Raw genomic sequence first — 15,380 nt, forward strand, 5'->3', positions numbered from 1 at the left:
TGACTATAGTGGTGGGTAATAATATGACAATTGATTTAGATGCTTCGTGGCACGCCGCCTTGGGGCAGCAGTTTCAACTGGAATATTTTCAAAATCTGATAAAATTTATTGATCGACGTTTAGCTGAGGGGGTGCGAGTTTTTCCACCAAGAGACGAATGGTTCGCCGCACTTAACAGCACGCCCACTGAAAACGTTAAGGCGGTAATTATTGGGCAAGATCCCTACCATGGCTTCGGTCAAGCGCACGGGCTTAGCTTCTCTGTGCCGCGAGCGACTAGAATTCCGCCTTCCTTAAGAAATATTTATAAAGAACTCCGCTCAGATTTGGGTATTGATATTCCTCAGCATGGTTGTTTGCAAGCATGGGCTGAGCGCGGCGTACTACTATTAAATAGTGTGCTGACCGTGGAGGAGGGGGCCGCCGGATCTCATCAGGGAAAGGGTTGGGAGCTATTTACTGACGCGATTATTGAGCATCTTAATAACGAACGAGAAGGTGTTGTTTTTTTATTGTGGGGCAGTCACGCGCAAAAGAAAGGCGCTGTGATTAATCGGCAGCGCCATTTGGTATTAGAAGCGCCACACCCATCACCATTGTCGGCTCATCGTGGTTTTTTGGGCTGCGGCCATTTTTCTAAAGCGAATGTGTATTTGGAGGCTCGCGGCGAGACGCCCGTCAATTGGCGTCTATAAAGCATCGTTTATTGGCGGCTGCGCCTTGTACGGAGAGTTTTTGGGTAAATCATCCATAATAGACTCTAAGGTGTCCGCTAGGAATTGACTGGCGGCAATCTCCATCGCTCGGCCTAGCTCAGCATCGACTACTTTTTCGGCAAGTGGCCTAAGTTTCCATATAAGCTCCGCGATCTTTGGTAGTTCTTCCGGCGGTGGCAGTTTCTGTTCTGCGTAGGGTTCTAAAACGTGTCGCGATACCAGTTTAACAAACTCGTTGGCCACCCGTTGAACGTTGCCCCGCATCATGCGCAAAATATCCAGTAGCTCGTCCAAAGGGATACCGGTCGCACATAATTCTTCCGACACCTTAAGGGTATTCATACTAGAGACTCTTAATTGAGTGCCTGAAATACTGAACAAACCTAAATCGTGGGCTGTTTTAACCGCTGACGGAGTGAGCTTAGTACCAAACATCTTAACTAGTTCTGTCATGGAGATGGTTGTTGGTGCTTCGTTCGTCCATGGTGAGTTGAGTGCAGACTCTATACCGAGTACTTCACTAAGACCGATGCCTTCTTCTAATGCCGAGATCAATTCCTTGATACTCGAAAGTGTGTAGCCGCGGTCTAATAAATTGGCGATTAGGCGCAACCTAGAAAGGTGGAAGTTGTTATATATACCTTTTCGGCCTTGCAGTGTTGGTGGCGGAAGTACGCCTCGATCTTGGTAAGCACGAATATTACGAACGGTAGTATTCGCCGCTATTGCAAGCTCTTCAACGGAGTAATCACGCTGATGCTCGGTAGTCGCAATCGTATTCGAAAAGTTCGTTTGCGGCAGTAGCTGTGCCATATTACTTATGGTGTCTTCCGGAAATTTCATACTTCTCACTGCGCTTGACGCCCTCTAAATGTGAATGTGGTCTGCCGTAAACATATCAATGTTACCGTTTGATTTTCTCTGAGGCTTCCGCTGAATACAATTTTGCGACGGCAGACACAAATATTTAAGCTAAACTATTTGCAATGGTGTCATCGTCAACATTTTTCTTGACATATTATGGGTCTCAGATTAATGTCTCATCATTCGATGTCACATAGTGGCATGTAGTATAACAATAAATTTGGATAACAGGTCTCAAATTATGAGTAGTCGCAGTACATCCGTCTCGTTTTGTTTTTTGGCATTAGTCTTGGCTCCGACAACATTAATGGCGGCTATGCTCGAAGAGGTCGTGGTTACCGCACAGCATCGAACTCAGAATCTCCAAGATGTTCCAGTTTCGGTCAGCGCCATTAGTGGCGAAAAAATGATGGAGGCAGGCATCAACCGCATGGAAGACCTGCAAGCCTACGTGCCTAACCTAACTGTTACGGAAAGCGGGATCAGTACCGATATTTACATTCGCGGCATTGGCACCGGAATGAATCAAGGTTTTGAGCAGTCTGTCGGTATGTATGTTGACGGTATTTATTACGGGCGCGCTCAGTTAGCGCGGGCACCGTTTCTAGATTTGGAGCGCGTTGAGGTACTGCGCGGTCCGCAGAATATTTTACAAGGTAAAAACAGTATTGCGGGTGCGATTAACATCATTACGGCTTCGCCTAGTAGTGAAGTGGAAGGGCTGTTTTCTGCGCTGTACGAGCCGGAGATGGAAGAGAAAGTCCTTGATTTAATGCTGTCTGGACCGATTACCGACAATTTTGGTCTTCGTTTCGCGGCGCGCTTAAGAGACTACGGTGGCTTCATGACCAATGAGCTGAATGGCGACGTTGGACCGCAGTATGACCAAGGGACCTATCGTTTAAAGGCGTTTTGGGACGCGAGTGATCGCACCTCGGTGACTGCCAAGCTTGAACTGGGGCGGTTTGACTCGGTGGGGCGCCAAGCGGAGATAATAAATGATGAACCTTCGACGTCCAGTAACCCAGTATTGGCCGGGCGGACTCAAGCTGAAATATTGGATCGCACTTTTATTCCGGGCATTATTGATGTCGACGTTGATGAATCGGTAAATAATAATTTTCAGGATTTCAGAAACTCAACTAACGGTAATTACAGTAATAACGATACCAAGAATCTGACTATTAACGTCACTCATCAGACCGAGAACGATCATATCTTTACGTGGATAACTGGTCTGATGGGGTATAAGTATGACGATCTCTGTGATTGTGATGCGACTTCGGCTGAACTATTTAAGTTTGAATTGGCGGAAGATTATAAACAAATCAGTCAGGAGCTTCGGTGGATATCGCCTGCAGGCGGAAAAATTGACTATATAGGTGGTGTTTACTTTCAGTACAACGACTTGAAGTTCAACGATAAATTGATCCAAGACTCGAATCTCGTTGTTAAACTGGTTAACGCGCTTGATCTTGCGGAGGCAGGCGCTCGAGGTGATATCGATCCTTTGGGTTCGGGCTTGGGGTTGGCGCCTGAAGAGATTTTGGGTGTTGGTGATGCGGGCAACGCGATTGCTAATATTGAGGGGCCTCGGGAGTTTTTAAGTGAAACAAAAATAGCATCAGCTTTTTTGCAAGCAACCATCAATATGACTGAGGCCCTGCGTTTAACGCTCGGTGGGCGCTATACTTATGAGAATAAAACCGGTTCGCGGCACTTAACGCTTACTGACCTAGAGGGTAATGAGCTGCCGCTGGGGGAGATTGATACAGTCGTTGCAAATACGTTTGCGGTAGAGCGACACAACTTAAAAGGCGAGCGTAGTGAGGCGCAGTTTTCTCCGCTGATTAATCTTCAGTGGGATTTTTCGGTTGATGGAATGGCCTATGCGACAGCGAGCCGCGGCTACAAATCCGGCGGTTTTGACGCCAGATCGAATGCTACCCCTGATGACGAACTTACCCCTAGGAACCCTTCGGCATTGATTCCCAATCAAACGGTATTGATAGGCACCTTTGAGTACGGTGAAGAAGAGGCAACGAGTTATGAGCTAGGTATTAAAACAGGGCTTTTAGATGGCGCGGCTGAACTTAACGCGGCGTTGTTTTATACCGAGTACGACAATCTCCAAATTAGCATATTTGACGGTACCGTTGGGTTCAAAGTGGGTAATGCTAAAAAAGCGGTCAATATGGGCTTGGAGTTGGATGGTCGCTGGCAGATAACCGACTATTTCCGTATTGGTGGGGCGCTGGCTCTGCTAGATTTTGAATTCAAAGATTTTACCAACGGCCAATGTCAGCAGGATCAGGTACCGAACTCTCCGAACGGTAGAGATTGTGATTACACTGGCATGACTAATCAGTACGTGTCAGATTGGTCAGGCACATTATTGGCAGGTTTTGAGGCGCCAATTACAGACACATTAGGTATCGGTTTGGGACTGGACGTGGTTTTCACTAGTGATTACAACCCGTCGTCGAATCTTGATGCGCGAGTGCAGCAAGATACATTCTTTAAGGTGAATGCGCGGGCAGGTATCGGTGCGATTGACCGGAGCTGGGAGCTAGCCTTGGTCGGTAAAAACCTGACAGATGAAATTATCATGGTTTACGCTGCAGATACGCCCTTAGCCAAAACCCTTTTTGGCACTACTAGTCATACCGGCTTTTTTGACGCTCCTCGTTCTGTAGCGATGCAATTTACTTATAGGATGTAAATAATTCCTGACGGCCGCCAGAACTTTATCTTTCTGGTGGTCCTCTAATTTATGTGGCTCGCTGAATGTTTTGTCGATGGAGACAAGGATGAATCAATTTAAGAATCAATGTGTGGTGCTGCTTGCGTTTTTGCTACTTAGCCTTTCGTCGGTGGCGTCAGAGTGGAAGCTCGAGAAAGATAAAGACGGTATTCAGGTATATACCCGCGAAGTGGAAGGCTCAGCCTATAAGGCGTTTCGTGGTGAGTCGGTTATCGATGCTGAGTTAAATCAAGTGATGGCCTTGCTGGACGATACCAAGGGCTTTGTACATTGGATGTTTAACTGTAAAAATCCGACACTTCTTTACAAGGCGAGCTTACTGGATCGATATCAGTATTTGGTTAACGATTTTCCTTGGCCTGCTGCAGATAGAGAGATGATCTTGCGTAATGAGATATCTCAAGATCCTGTTAGTCGTAAGACAATAGTTAAGCTTACTGGGGTGACGGCAGACGCTCTGCCTGAATCGGCAAAATCGACCTTACCTACAAAAACTGATGCGGTAAGGGTGGAAGAAGTGGAGGGCTTTTTTGAGCTAACTCCGCTTAGTGATACTCAGACTAAAGTTGTATTTCAGTTGCACTTAAATCCGGTAGGTGCACTCCCTTCAGGTTTAGTGAACGCGATGATCGTGGATAATCCCTTTGAGACTCTGAAAGCCATGCGTAAAAGGGTAGTACTACCTGAATACGCTAATTTTAATCCGTTTTAAATAGTCCGCTGTTACATCGCTACGTTCAATTTCATTCTCTGTGAGATTTTCACTATTGGAGCGCTCTATGAAAATGAAGATAGATGATGAGCGTAGCGAAGGTGGTCGGACAGCAAAGAACCCCCCCTATCTACAGTATTGTGATTCTGGCGATGTACGTCTCGCTGTTTATTGTCAGGGTGACCCAAGTAAACCAAATATTGTCTTAGTCCATGGTTATCCCGATGACAGCCAGGTTTGGGATTTATTGGTAAACCAGCTTGCGGATCAGTTTTATATTATTCGATATGATGTTCGCGGCGCAGGAAATTCGACTACACCCGCAAATAGAAGCGACTATTTATTAGCCTATCTCAAGGCTGATTTACAAGCGGTAACGACTAAGTTTTGTAGCCGTACACGTTTCCATTTGGTTGGCCACGATTGGGGTTCAGTACAAAGCTGGGAGTCGGTGACTTGCCCCACATTCCGGGAGAAAATTCTTTCTTACACATCGATATCTGGTCCCTGTCTCGACCACGTTGGCCACTGGTTTAGGCGGCGTTGGAGAGAGTCAGGAGGACCTCGTTCTGTTATTCAGCAGATTTTTCAGTCTTGGTATATATGGCTCTTCAAACTGCCTTTCCTTGCGCCTTTGCTTTGGCGAACGGTGTTAGGTCGGCATTGGCTGAGGATAATGAGGGCACTAGAAAGCATTAATACCCAACATGTTACCTTGGCTCAAGGTGTTCATCGTCAACGAGATGGTATTAATGGCATCGAGTTATATCGTGCAAATTGCCTACGATATTTTCGATCACCGCGCGAGCGTATCAGTAACCGGCCAGTGCAGCTTGTTATTCCTACTCGAGATCGGTTTCTAAATGCGGATTTATACTCGGAGACCGCGGCGTGGGTTTCGAACATCGTGATTCACCGTATTGACGGGGGGCATTGGCTGCCTTTGTCACATCCCCACATTTTGGCAACCTTGATTGGCGATTTTGTCACTAAAACCGAGCCCTAGTGGTCGATTTTCTTTAGTTTGTTTTCTAATGAAAGTTTCAGATAAATTTACTTGACATTAAATGATGTCAAGATTAATGTTACATCACTTGGTGTTACATAATAAAATGATTCATAAGGGGATGCTTTATGAAAGCTATAGTTCAGCCTGTACGTCGTAATCTTGAATTTAATCTGCCTAAAGATCGTATCGGCGATTGGCACGCCGGTGGTGCACACATCACTCACTTTTTTAATGCCTTGTCTATTTTCTTTCCTGATGGCGAACGCTTTTTTATAGACAGTGTTCGTAACTACCGAGATCGCATTCAAGATCCCGAGTTGAAGGAGTCTGTCCGTGGTTTCATCGGTCAAGAGGCAATGCACGGACGAGAGCATGAAGAATACAATGATGCTTTAGTGCAGAAAGGCATGCCGGCAGATCGCTATGGCCGCATTGTTGTTCGTTTACTAAAGTTATCTGCCCGCTTTACGCCGAAGTCGGCGCAGCTTGCAGTCACCATAGCGCTGGAACATCTCACTGCTATTTTAGCCAATATGGTATTAAGTGAGCCACGTAGCCTTGAAGGCGCAGAGCCACGGTATGCCGCAATTTGGAAGTGGCATGCATTGGAAGAAACCGAGCACAAGGCGGTGGCTTATGATGTGTATCAGAAGGTATTGGGCGGAGGTATTGTTGGGTATTTACACCGCTGTTTTGCTTTGATAACAGCAACAACTATTTTTTGGATGATGGTTATCCCGTTTCATATTGGTTTGGTGCGTCGCGAAGGTCAGCTATTTAACCTTGTTGGCTGGTTTAAGGTGATGAATTTCTTGTGGGGTTCTCCAGGCATGCTGCGTAGAACTATTCCTGACTGGCTGGACTACTTTAAGCCCGGTTTCCATCCCTGGGATCACGATAATGCACAGTACCTAGATGAAGTCGATTCTTTGGTCGATGAAGTCGCTGGCTACGATAACAAGGTGGCGGGCGCTGCAGCATGAATGCGGTGAGTGAGATTGCAGATAGAAACACTGCAATTTTGGCAGAAATAGATGTAATGCGTGATCGATATTTGGCAACGCCATTGGCGAGCATCGATAAAGATGCGCTAGCAAAATGGCGCCCGAAAGCCACATTGTGGCAACGTCTGCAGCCCTTAATGGGTATGCAGGCGGGTTTGAAGCGCAGGGTGGCGCAAGTCGGTGATCACGATATTTGTTATTGGGCCGGCGGTAATAGCGCTGGGCCGGTAGTAGTTCTTCTTCATGGTTTCGGCTCTAGCAAAGAAAATTGGAGCTATTTGGCGGCAAAGCTACGTCGAGACTACTATCTGTTGGTGCCCGATTTGGCCGGATTTGGTGATAGCAGTTTTCACGCCGATTCAGATTATCGAATGGCTGAGCAAGCTGACCGTATCGCCGCATGGTTGCAAATTTTAAGAGTAGATAAAGCGCATGTCTCCGGTAGCTCGATGGGCGGGGCAATTGCTGCCCAGCTTGCGTCGCGTCATCCGCAGCTTGTCGACACGCTATGCTTAATGAATTCTGCGGGCGTGCCGGGTAGACACCTTAGTCAGTTGGAGAGTGGTTTGGCGGCGGGCGTTAATTATCTTTCGCCGGCGCAGCCACATGATACTTTGCTAGTTTTCGCAATAGCTTTGCATAGGCGTCACCGGTTTTTTGGGATGGTGTTGAGCTTTTTCATGGCGGGTGCGATGAGTCATCGTAAGCAGGTAAATGACTACATTTTTTCCCATTTGGTTGATTCTCTAAAACACACTTATCTTTGTTTAAACAAGATTAAGGCGCCGACCTTAGTATTGTGGGGCGATTCGGATCAGGTGTTAGATGTCACCTGCGCCGATCAATTTTGTGAGCAAATTGTCGGTGCTAAAGCGATGATTTTGCCCTCTGTTGGCCACTTACCTATGTTAGAAGAGCCGGGACTGACGGCAAGAGTGCTGAGTGACTTCTGGCGTGCTGGAACGAGAGTGATTTAAGTAATGAGCAACTATAAAAATAAAACAAACGAAACATTTAATGTAGTGATCGACGATGTAGCAATTATTGGTGCGGGTTTCGGTGGCCTAGGCGTCGCTATCCGTATGCAACAGCAAGGTCTTAATGATTTTGTTATTTATGAGCGGGCGAGTGATGTTGGTGGGGTTTGGCGAGACAATGTCTATCCTGGTGCGGCTTGTGATGTGCCGTCGCATTTATACTCTTTTTCGTTCGAGCCGAATCCAGATTGGGGCAGAGCGTTTGGTCCTCAGGAAGAGATTCATCGCTACCTGCAGCACTGCGCAGACAAATATAAGTTACGTGACAAAATAAGGTTTAATTCGTCGCTGAGCGACATGGCATTCTGCGAAACAAGCGGTGTGTGGAATCTCAACTTTGACGACGGAAGTCAACGTCAGGCGCGCGCCGTAGTAATGGCAATTGGTGCGTTAAATATTCCGCAATATCCTGAAGTCTCAGGTATCGATGACTTCACGGGCAAAGTAATGCACACCGCGGAGTGGGATAAAAATTATAGTTTGGATGGAAAGCGTGTAGGTGTTATTGGAACTGGCGCAAGCGCGATTCAAGTAGTTCCATCTATTCAAGCTAAAGTGAAATCATTGAGTCTTTTTCAGCGCACGCCGCCGTGGGTAATGCCAAAGTCTGATCAGTCACTAAGTCCGGCTCGCCAGCGCCTATACCGGCGCTGGCCCATCTTGCAGCGAGCAGTACGCAATTTTCAATACATAATGATGGAAAGTGTTTTACCTGCGTTTATTTGGGACAGTTTCCTGACGCGCATAGGTGAGTCTATTGGCCGCCGTTACTTGCGAAAGGTCGTACGTGATCCTATTTTGCGAGAAAAGCTATCTCCCAAATACTCTATGGGCTGTAAACGGGTGTTGCTGTCGGATGATTATTATCCAGCCTTAACGAGAGGCAATGTCAATGTGTGCGTGGAAGGCATCGATAAAATTGATGAAACAGCGATACACACCAGTGATGGTCAGCGTCATGAAGTAGATGCCATCGTTTTTGCCACTGGTTTTAAAGTGCCTGTGTCTGGCGCGCCAATTCCCATTCGTGGAGTGGGTGGGCGCTTGCTCGAAAAGGACTGGGCAATTGGCAGTGAGGCCTATAAGGGTGTAGTGGTATCTGGCTACCCGAACATGCTCTACGTTATGGGGCCTAATACTGGGCCGGGTAATACGTCGGTAATTTTTTATATCGAGTCGCAAATAACGTATATTTTGAAGTATTTGAAAGCGCTTCGAAAAAATCAAAATACGTATTTTGATCTTAAGCCAATGGTGCAGCGCGAGTTTAATGCGGATATTCAGGAACGATTCAAAGGTACAACGTGGATGTCGGGCTGCAATAGTTGGTATCTGACTAAAGACGGAAAAAACACTACCTTATGGCCCGGTTTCTCGTGGCAATACCACTTCACGACCAAGCATTTTTCTGCTGCAGAGTATGAGTTTGTTAGTGTTAAAGGCGGAGCAGAAGAGTTTGGTAATAGCGTGGCTACCGCTAGCTAATCATAGGTATTAACAGTGAAAAAATTTAACAATAAAGTTATTGCTGTGACTGGCGCCGGCTCAGGTATTGGCCGAGCCTTGGTTATTGGACTTCGCACGGCTGGTGCAAGAGTTGCTGCTTCGGACGTAGTAGAGGGCAGCTTGCAGTCTCTACGTGAGTATGGTGATGAGTCCGAGCTGTTTTTAGCTAAGCTGGATGTGAGTGACAATGTCGCTATGAAGGCGTGGGCAAAGTCGGTGAAAGACCACTTTGGGGTGGTGGACGGTGTTATTAACAACGCCGGTGTTGCCCTTAGTTGCCACGCCGCCGAACAGCCCCGAGAGCAAATGGAATGGCTTTTTGGGGTCAACTACTGGGGCGTTATTAATGGCGTCGAGGCATTTTTACCCGAGTTATTAACACGGCCGGAAGCGTGTGTGGTGAATATTTCGTCCTTGTTTGGACTGATGTCCGTGCCCTCGCAATCGTCATACAACGCCGCTAAATTTGCGGTAAGAGGCTATTCTGAGTCTTTGCGCCAGGATTTACGCGACACCAGTGTCAAGGTGGTTACTGTGCATCCCGGCGGTATTAAAACCAATATCGCGAACAATGGTCGGCACCTAAACTCCATCACCGGAAACGATGCTGATCTGGGAAAAACCGCCGATATTTTCAATCGTATTGCGGCGACTACTCCCGAAAAAGCGGCGACAGTTATCATGCGTGGCATGCGCAAGTCTCAAACCCGAGTGCTTATTGGTAGCGATGCAAAATTTCTAGATGTAATCCAGCGCTTGTTTCCGGGCTGTTACGATCGCTTGTTAGTACCGCTTATGAATGTGGGTACTAGAATGGTGTTAAAGCGAATTTAAACTATAAGGGCTTGTGGTTAATGGCGCGTATAGCCTGCGCCATTATCGCCGTGGGCTTTCGGAGTTAGCCCGCGCTTGGCAGTTCGTAGGGTAAGCTTGTTATTTCTAAACACGTGGAGTCATCGGCAAAATGAATATTGTTAGCGGCAACCGCTTCCTCGGTTAGCACAGCAAGTATTTCTGTTTCATCCCCAATAGTCGCTGCCGATACTAAATTCCCAATGCTTTGCGGCTCGTCACCGTTGTACAAATCTGTTCCTGGTATATGGCTGAAGCTGTGTGAGCTATTGCGCAAAGTTGCGCGATACAAGCGACGCTTCAGTTTGCCGCGATATTGCATTCTCGCGACAACCTCTTGGCCCGTATAACAGCCTTTGTTAAAGCTAACACCGCCGATAATCTGGTAATTCAGCATTTGCGGAATAAACGTGTCTTGGGTGTTTGCACAAATTTCGCCAAAGCCAGCGGCAATGTTTTGCGCTTCCCATTGCGCTGAATCAATAATGTTTGCTGTCTCGCTGAGCTTTGTCCAAAGAGCTTTTGCAGCTTCCATAGGCGCCCAGCATTCAAAGCGCTCACCGTTTTCGTCCAATTGTACAATGATGGTTTGGCCGTCGGTGACCTGTTTCAGTAAATCAGAAGGCGCCATTCCGGCGTGTTCTATAAGTAGCTGGCGGGCATGTTTTCCCGTTACGCCAATGGCGATATATTCGTCTGTTGCACTGCGAATCTTAGCCTTTGAAAATACGATGTACTTTGCCAGTGTCGCGCAACCGGTATCGACCGTATCAGCTCGGAGCCGGAGTAAGACGGCGTCGCTAGTCTGCATGCCGGCAACGAAGCTAATCACCATGCGACCTTTTATATTGCAGTAGCTTCCGATCGCAGCTGTCTCAACGTCAATTTTTCGCCAGTCGCAGGTGGTTTGGCCCTGTAGAAACTTACTGCTGTCAGGGCCTGCAACGGCGAGGAAGCCGTATTGACTCAGCGCAGTGATGCCGCAGTCGCCCACGTCAATGGCGGCTGAGGCGCCAACACGCCAGTATTGGTCTGTTGAAATACTGCTGGCGGGATATTGGTTGTGTAAAAATGTCCAAAATGTATTCATAGACTCTCAAAATAGATGTTGCTGTTAGTGCGGGTACGTTTGGAATGATAAAAATCATCTGCACTGTGATTGCTGCATTTTGCCGCTATAATACGCTTTTTTGTAGCGGCTTATAGGGCTAGCTACCATAACGAAGTGGAAAATAATGGTTTCAGAAAACGAGTTCAAGCGAATTTGTTGGGCTTGCCGCCGTGGCATGCTGGAATTGGATTTGGTAATGGGGCCCTATGTGGAACATCGTTTTAGAACGTTAGACGACATAAACCAGCGGCGTTTTATTAATTTGCTGGAAAGTGAAGACACGGAGTTATTTGCTTGGTTTCTTGCTAAAGGTCGACCGGATGACCCTGAATTGGCGATAATCGTCGATGACATCATTGCGTTCACCAAAACCCCTCGATCTTAAGTTTCGCCCTTCGCGTTGGTTGTGTGGGTATTTTGTTGCCCTGCACAGTGCGGTGCTAGCTGGGTTTTGGCTTGTTTTACCAACGTTATTGGCCTTCATATCGTCGATATTGGTAGCTGCAAGTGCTTTTTATTATATGAGGCGTGACGTCTATTTTAGGCTGCCGCAATCGATAGCACGAATTGCCTTTGCCGATAACGATTGGCGTATTTATCGTGGTGATATTCGCCATTTAGCGAACGTGAAAACTCAGCACGTTGATCTGTTGGAGGGGATAACGCTCCCTTACGGTGTGGTGTTGCGCTTTAGGTTAGCGAACGGCCGCGCGGTGTCGATCGTGGTACTACCAGATAATATCGGCGTAGATCAGTATCGACGCTTGCGTCAAATTAGCAATTTTTCACGTGTGAGCTAAGACGGCTTAGCTCGCGAGGCTTAGTTAGCGCCACCGACGTAATTGTTTGGCGTTAGAATCGTATCTTCGGCAACGTCTAGTTGCTCAGGGTAGTCCAAGGTGTAATGCAAGCCGCGGCTTTCAGTGCGCTGCATTGCAGATCGAATGATAAGCTCAGCGACCATGGCGAGATTCCGCAGCTCCAACAAATCGTTGCTGACCTTGTAGTTAGAATAGTATTCGTCAATTTCTTGCTGCAGGAGTGCTGCTCTGTTGAGCGCTCGCTGAAGGCGTTTATTTGTGCGCACGATTCCCACGTAATCCCACATAAAACGGCGCAATTCATCCCAGTTGTGGGAGATTACGACATCTTCGTCTGAATCGGTGACCTGTGATTCATCCCAGGGAAGCGCGATTTTGGGCGCAGGCAGATCGCTCAGGCGTTGGCGTATGTCGGACGCAGCTGAGGTTCCGTACACAAAACATTCTAAAAGTGAGTTGCTGGCAAGTCGGTTGGCGCCGTGCAAGCCGGTAAACGAGGTTTCGCCTATTGCGTAAAGTCCTGGGATATCGGTATGCCCATATTGATCGACCATCACCCCGCCGCAGGTGTAGTGAGCAGCGGGTACGACCGGAATTGCTTCGCGGGTGATATCGATACCTAGCTCAAGACAGCGCGCCTTTATTGTCGGGAAATGCTCTAGCAAAAATTCAGGTGATTTGTGGCTGATGTCTAAATAGACGCAATCACTGCCTAGGCGTTTCATCTCATGGTCAATGGCGCGTGCTACCACGTCACGCGGCGCTAGTTCACCGCGTTCGTCATAGCGATACATGAAGCGTTCACCGTTGGCGGAGATCAGTTTGCCACCTTCACCCCTAATGGCTTCAGTGATAAGAAAAGATTTCGCTTTCGGGTGATATAGGCAGGTCGGGTGAAACTGGTTGAATTCCATATTTGCCACCCTACATCCTGCGCGCCACGCCATGGCGATACCGTCACCGCTGGCACCATCTGGGTTGCTCGTGTACAAATAGGCTTTGTTTGCACCTCCGGTAGCTAACACAATGGCTTTTGCGTGGAACAATTCGACGTGGCCGCTGTCTCTGTTCAGCACATATGCACCGTGGCAGTGATTGTCGTCGATAATGAGGTCTACTGCGACGTGGCGAGTAAAGATTTCAATGTTTGAATTTTCTCTTGCGCGCTTGGTTAGTGTTTCTGATACTTCCCGGCCAGTCGCATCGGCTGCGTGAATAATGCGACGCTGGCTGTGGCCACCTTCGCGGGTAAGATGAAAAGCGTCGTTGCTGTGTTCGTAACGGCTAAATTGAACACCCTGTGATAGTAGCCATTTAATGCTGTCACTGCTGTTTTTAACAGTAAAACGCACGCTGTCTTCGTGGCAGAGTTGTGCGCCAGCGACTAGGGTATCTGCGACGTGTGCATCAACGGTGTCACCGTCATGGAGTACAGCCGCTATGCCGCCCTGTGCCCAATAGGTAGAGCCTGCGTTTAGTTCACCCTTGCTAATAACCGCAATGCGTGCGGTATCGGCAAGCTGCAGTGCCAGCGTCAGACCTGCGGCGCCGCTGCCTATCACCAAAACATCGTGTGAATGGTAGTGGTTCATGCTGCTATTTGCTCCTGCCGCGGTGCGGTTATAATATGCTGCTCGGGATGTGAAGTGGCGCAAAGTATACTGTTAGAAAGTCGCCTTACCAATATTTGCCTGCATTGCTGTCGCACAAAGCGAAGTAGATGCTCAAAAGGGATACGATGATAGAACTTCTTTTAGCACCGGTGGTCTACTCCACAGATGCTGCCGAAAGGCTTGTGGTGAGGCAATATGGCCGAGCCTAAGCAGACGGACCAGCAGCTGGTTGAGCGGGTACAAAAAGGCGATAAGCGTGCATTTGACTTGCTCGTTTTAAAATACCAGCACAAGATTTTTGGCTTGATTTCACGGTATGTGAAGGATAACGACGAAATTCAGGATGTGGCGCAGGAGGCATTTGTAAAAGCCTATCGTGCCTTGCCTAAATTTCGAGGTGATAGCGCTTTTTATACGTGGCTTTACCGGATTGCGATTAATACCGCAAAAAATTATCTGGTTGCCCGGAATCGTCGTCCACCAGGCGTTGATGTTGATGTTGCGGATGCGGAGTATTTTCAGGGCCCCTCTGGTCTAAAGGATATTGAAACACCGGAAAATCATCTTTACGGTGAAGAGCTTAAAAAAGTAGTACAGGACGCGATAAAGTCTCTGCCAGAAGATCTTCGTTCGGCGCTTAGCCTGCGAGAGTTTGATGGTTTGAGTTATGAAGATATTGCATCGGTAATGGATTGTCCGGTCGGTACGGTTCGGTCGCGTATTTTTCGCGCCCGAGAAGCAGTCGATCTGCGAGTTAAAGCCCAGATAAGTGGCGAAGAGGTGGAAGTATGAACGATACCGTCAGAGAATCCCTATCAGCATTGATGGATGGCGAAGCCACTGAGTTGGAACTGAGGCGTATTCTCAGTGCTGACCAAGAGGCTATCCGTACCGAATGGGCTGATTTACACCGCTCGCAATCCGTACTCAAAAACGAGGCCAACCCGTTTATAGGTTGGGATATTTCGTCGCGGGTAATGGCGGAGATCGCCGACGAGGAGTTGGCAAACAGTGCTGGAACGGGCTGGAAACAAGCCGTGTCAGGCCTTGCTATCGCCGCTAGTGTCGCAGCAGTGGTGGTTATCGGTTCGCTGGGCAGTAATATGTTCAGCGGCTCTAGTCAAATGGTGGCTGATAACAACGGTGTGAGTGGCCGAGTTTATCCAGCGCAGGCGTCATCTTCCGCAGTTGGCGGCGTAGCCGTTAGTGCGCAGGCACAGGCGTCACCAGCAGGTCCATTACTGAATGATGATGCAGAGGCGCGTAAGCGTTTTGAGGCGTATTTGCGCAAGCATACCGACCGGGCAGCGTTTAATAATGGGCAGGGCATGGTGTCTTATGCCCGCGTAGTATCTCAGGAGTCCGAATAGC

At 47.9% G+C, this 15,380-nt stretch carries 15 protein-coding genes; 12 read left to right on the forward strand and 3 right to left on the reverse strand.

Annotation, left to right across the window (positions count from 1 at the left end; translation table 11 throughout):
• Window positions 1-23: 23 nt before the first annotated feature.
• Window positions 24-695, forward strand: a complete 672-nt coding sequence (gene ung, locus O9X78_RS09220) for a uracil-DNA glycosylase (RefSeq protein WP_269619350.1) — start codon at window positions 24-26, stop codon at window positions 693-695.
• Here ung and O9X78_RS09225 read toward each other — a convergent pair.
• The gene (locus O9X78_RS09225; protein WP_269619352.1) at window positions 690-1,559 is read right to left on the reverse strand and encodes a MerR family transcriptional regulator; all 870 of its coding nucleotides are present in this window, start codon (window positions 1,557-1,559) and stop codon (window positions 690-692) included. The two genes, ung and O9X78_RS09225, sit on opposite strands and share 6 nt — an antisense overlap.
• Window positions 1,560-1,821: 262 nt before the next feature.
• On the opposite strand from O9X78_RS09225, the gene O9X78_RS09230 reads away from it, so the two are divergent.
• From O9X78_RS09230 to O9X78_RS09260, 7 genes are all read left to right on the forward strand, one after another.
• Complete coding sequence (locus O9X78_RS09230; RefSeq protein WP_269619353.1) at window positions 1,822-4,302, forward strand: TonB-dependent receptor; 2,481 nt, start codon at window positions 1,822-1,824, stop codon at window positions 4,300-4,302.
• A gap of 88 nt (window positions 4,303-4,390) precedes the next feature.
• Window positions 4,391-5,056 (forward strand): START domain-containing protein, encoded by a 666-nt coding sequence (locus tag O9X78_RS09235; RefSeq protein WP_269619354.1) that lies wholly within the window; start codon window positions 4,391-4,393, stop codon window positions 5,054-5,056.
• Window positions 5,057-5,123: 67 nt separating this feature from the next.
• Window positions 5,124-6,062: an alpha/beta fold hydrolase gene (locus O9X78_RS09240; RefSeq protein WP_269619355.1), complete on the forward strand. Its 939-nt coding sequence runs from the start codon at window positions 5,124-5,126 to the stop codon at window positions 6,060-6,062.
• Window positions 6,063-6,190: 128 nt separating this feature from the next.
• Window positions 6,191-7,048 (forward strand): metal-dependent hydrolase, encoded by an 858-nt coding sequence (locus O9X78_RS09245; protein ID WP_269619356.1) that lies wholly within the window; start codon window positions 6,191-6,193, stop codon window positions 7,046-7,048.
• Complete coding sequence (locus O9X78_RS09250) at window positions 7,045-8,046, forward strand: alpha/beta fold hydrolase (RefSeq protein WP_269619357.1); 1,002 nt, start codon at window positions 7,045-7,047, stop codon at window positions 8,044-8,046. Before O9X78_RS09245 ends, O9X78_RS09250 begins: the two co-directional genes overlap by 4 nt.
• 3 nt (window positions 8,047-8,049) lie before the next feature.
• Window positions 8,050-9,591, forward strand: a complete 1,542-nt coding sequence (locus O9X78_RS09255; protein WP_269619358.1) for a flavin-containing monooxygenase — start codon at window positions 8,050-8,052, stop codon at window positions 9,589-9,591.
• 15 nt (window positions 9,592-9,606) lie between these two features.
• On the forward strand, window positions 9,607-10,446 hold the full coding sequence (locus O9X78_RS09260; RefSeq protein WP_269619359.1) for an SDR family NAD(P)-dependent oxidoreductase: 840 nt from the start codon (window positions 9,607-9,609) through the stop codon (window positions 10,444-10,446).
• A 64-nt stretch (window positions 10,447-10,510) separates the two neighbouring features.
• Here the strand turns inward: O9X78_RS09260 and ygfZ are convergent, their stop codons facing one another.
• Window positions 10,511-11,554: a CAF17-like 4Fe-4S cluster assembly/insertion protein YgfZ gene (gene ygfZ, locus O9X78_RS09265; RefSeq protein WP_269619360.1), complete on the reverse strand. Its 1,044-nt coding sequence runs from the start codon at window positions 11,552-11,554 to the stop codon at window positions 10,511-10,513.
• Between the two features lie 145 nt (window positions 11,555-11,699).
• Between ygfZ and O9X78_RS09270 the strand changes: the two genes are divergently transcribed.
• Together O9X78_RS09270 and O9X78_RS09275 are read left to right on the forward strand one after the other, a co-directional pair.
• On the forward strand, window positions 11,700-11,960 hold the full coding sequence (locus O9X78_RS09270) for an FAD assembly factor SdhE (protein ID WP_269619361.1): 261 nt from the start codon (window positions 11,700-11,702) through the stop codon (window positions 11,958-11,960).
• A complete protein-coding gene (locus tag O9X78_RS09275; RefSeq protein ID WP_269619362.1) occupies window positions 11,923-12,375 on the forward strand; it encodes a protein YgfX in 453 nt (150 codons plus the stop codon). The genes O9X78_RS09270 and O9X78_RS09275 overlap by 38 nt, the downstream gene beginning before the upstream one ends.
• Window positions 12,376-12,395: 20 nt before the next feature.
• Here the strand turns inward: O9X78_RS09275 and nadB are convergent, their stop codons facing one another.
• Window positions 12,396-13,988: an L-aspartate oxidase gene (gene nadB, locus O9X78_RS09280; RefSeq protein WP_269619363.1), complete on the reverse strand. Its 1,593-nt coding sequence runs from the start codon at window positions 13,986-13,988 to the stop codon at window positions 12,396-12,398.
• Window positions 13,989-14,204: 216 nt separating this feature from the next.
• Here nadB and rpoE point away from each other — a divergent pair, with 216 nt between their 5' ends.
• Window positions 14,205-14,801 carry an RNA polymerase sigma factor RpoE gene (gene rpoE, locus O9X78_RS09285; RefSeq protein ID WP_269619364.1) on the forward strand — a complete coding sequence of 199 codons (597 nt, stop codon included), beginning with the start codon at window positions 14,205-14,207 and terminating at the stop codon, window positions 14,799-14,801.
• The gene (locus O9X78_RS09290) at window positions 14,798-15,379 is read left to right on the forward strand and encodes a sigma-E factor negative regulatory protein (protein ID WP_269619365.1); all 582 of its coding nucleotides are present in this window, start codon (window positions 14,798-14,800) and stop codon (window positions 15,377-15,379) included. Before rpoE ends, O9X78_RS09290 begins: the two co-directional genes overlap by 4 nt.
• Window position 15,380: the final 1 nt, after the last annotated feature.

This window comes from Zhongshania aquatica (genome assembly GCF_027257955.1).
Classification (GTDB): domain Bacteria; phylum Pseudomonadota; class Gammaproteobacteria; order Pseudomonadales; family Spongiibacteraceae; genus Spongiibacter; species Spongiibacter aquatica.

Coding starts and splice junctions, on each gene's coding strand:
- O9X78_RS09250 (WP_269619357.1), top strand. CDS start 7,045: ATGAATGCGGTGAGTGAGATTGCAGATAGAAACACTGCAATTTTGGCA.
- O9X78_RS09230 (WP_269619353.1), top strand. CDS start 1,822: ATGAGTAGTCGCAGTACATCCGTCTCGTTTTGTTTTTTGGCATTAGTC.
- O9X78_RS09255 (WP_269619358.1), top strand. CDS start 8,050: ATGAGCAACTATAAAAATAAAACAAACGAAACATTTAATGTAGTGATC.
- O9X78_RS09275 (WP_269619362.1), top strand. CDS start 11,923: ATGACATCATTGCGTTCACCAAAACCCCTCGATCTTAAGTTTCGCCCT.
- O9X78_RS09225 (WP_269619352.1), bottom strand. CDS start 1,559: ATGAAATTTCCGGAAGACACCATAAGTAATATGGCACAGCTACTGCCG.
- O9X78_RS09270 (WP_269619361.1), top strand. CDS start 11,700: ATGGTTTCAGAAAACGAGTTCAAGCGAATTTGTTGGGCTTGCCGCCGT.
- O9X78_RS09290 (WP_269619365.1), top strand. CDS start 14,798: ATGAACGATACCGTCAGAGAATCCCTATCAGCATTGATGGATGGCGAA.
- O9X78_RS09240 (WP_269619355.1), top strand. CDS start 5,124: ATGAAAATGAAGATAGATGATGAGCGTAGCGAAGGTGGTCGGACAGCA.
- rpoE (WP_269619364.1), top strand. CDS start 14,205: ATGGCCGAGCCTAAGCAGACGGACCAGCAGCTGGTTGAGCGGGTACAA.
- nadB (WP_269619363.1), bottom strand. CDS start 13,988: ATGAACCACTACCATTCACACGATGTTTTGGTGATAGGCAGCGGCGCC.
- ung (WP_269619350.1), top strand. CDS start 24: ATGACAATTGATTTAGATGCTTCGTGGCACGCCGCCTTGGGGCAGCAG.
- ygfZ (WP_269619360.1), bottom strand. CDS start 11,554: ATGAATACATTTTGGACATTTTTACACAACCAATATCCCGCCAGCAGT.
- O9X78_RS09235 (WP_269619354.1), top strand. CDS start 4,391: ATGAATCAATTTAAGAATCAATGTGTGGTGCTGCTTGCGTTTTTGCTA.
- O9X78_RS09245 (WP_269619356.1), top strand. CDS start 6,191: ATGAAAGCTATAGTTCAGCCTGTACGTCGTAATCTTGAATTTAATCTG.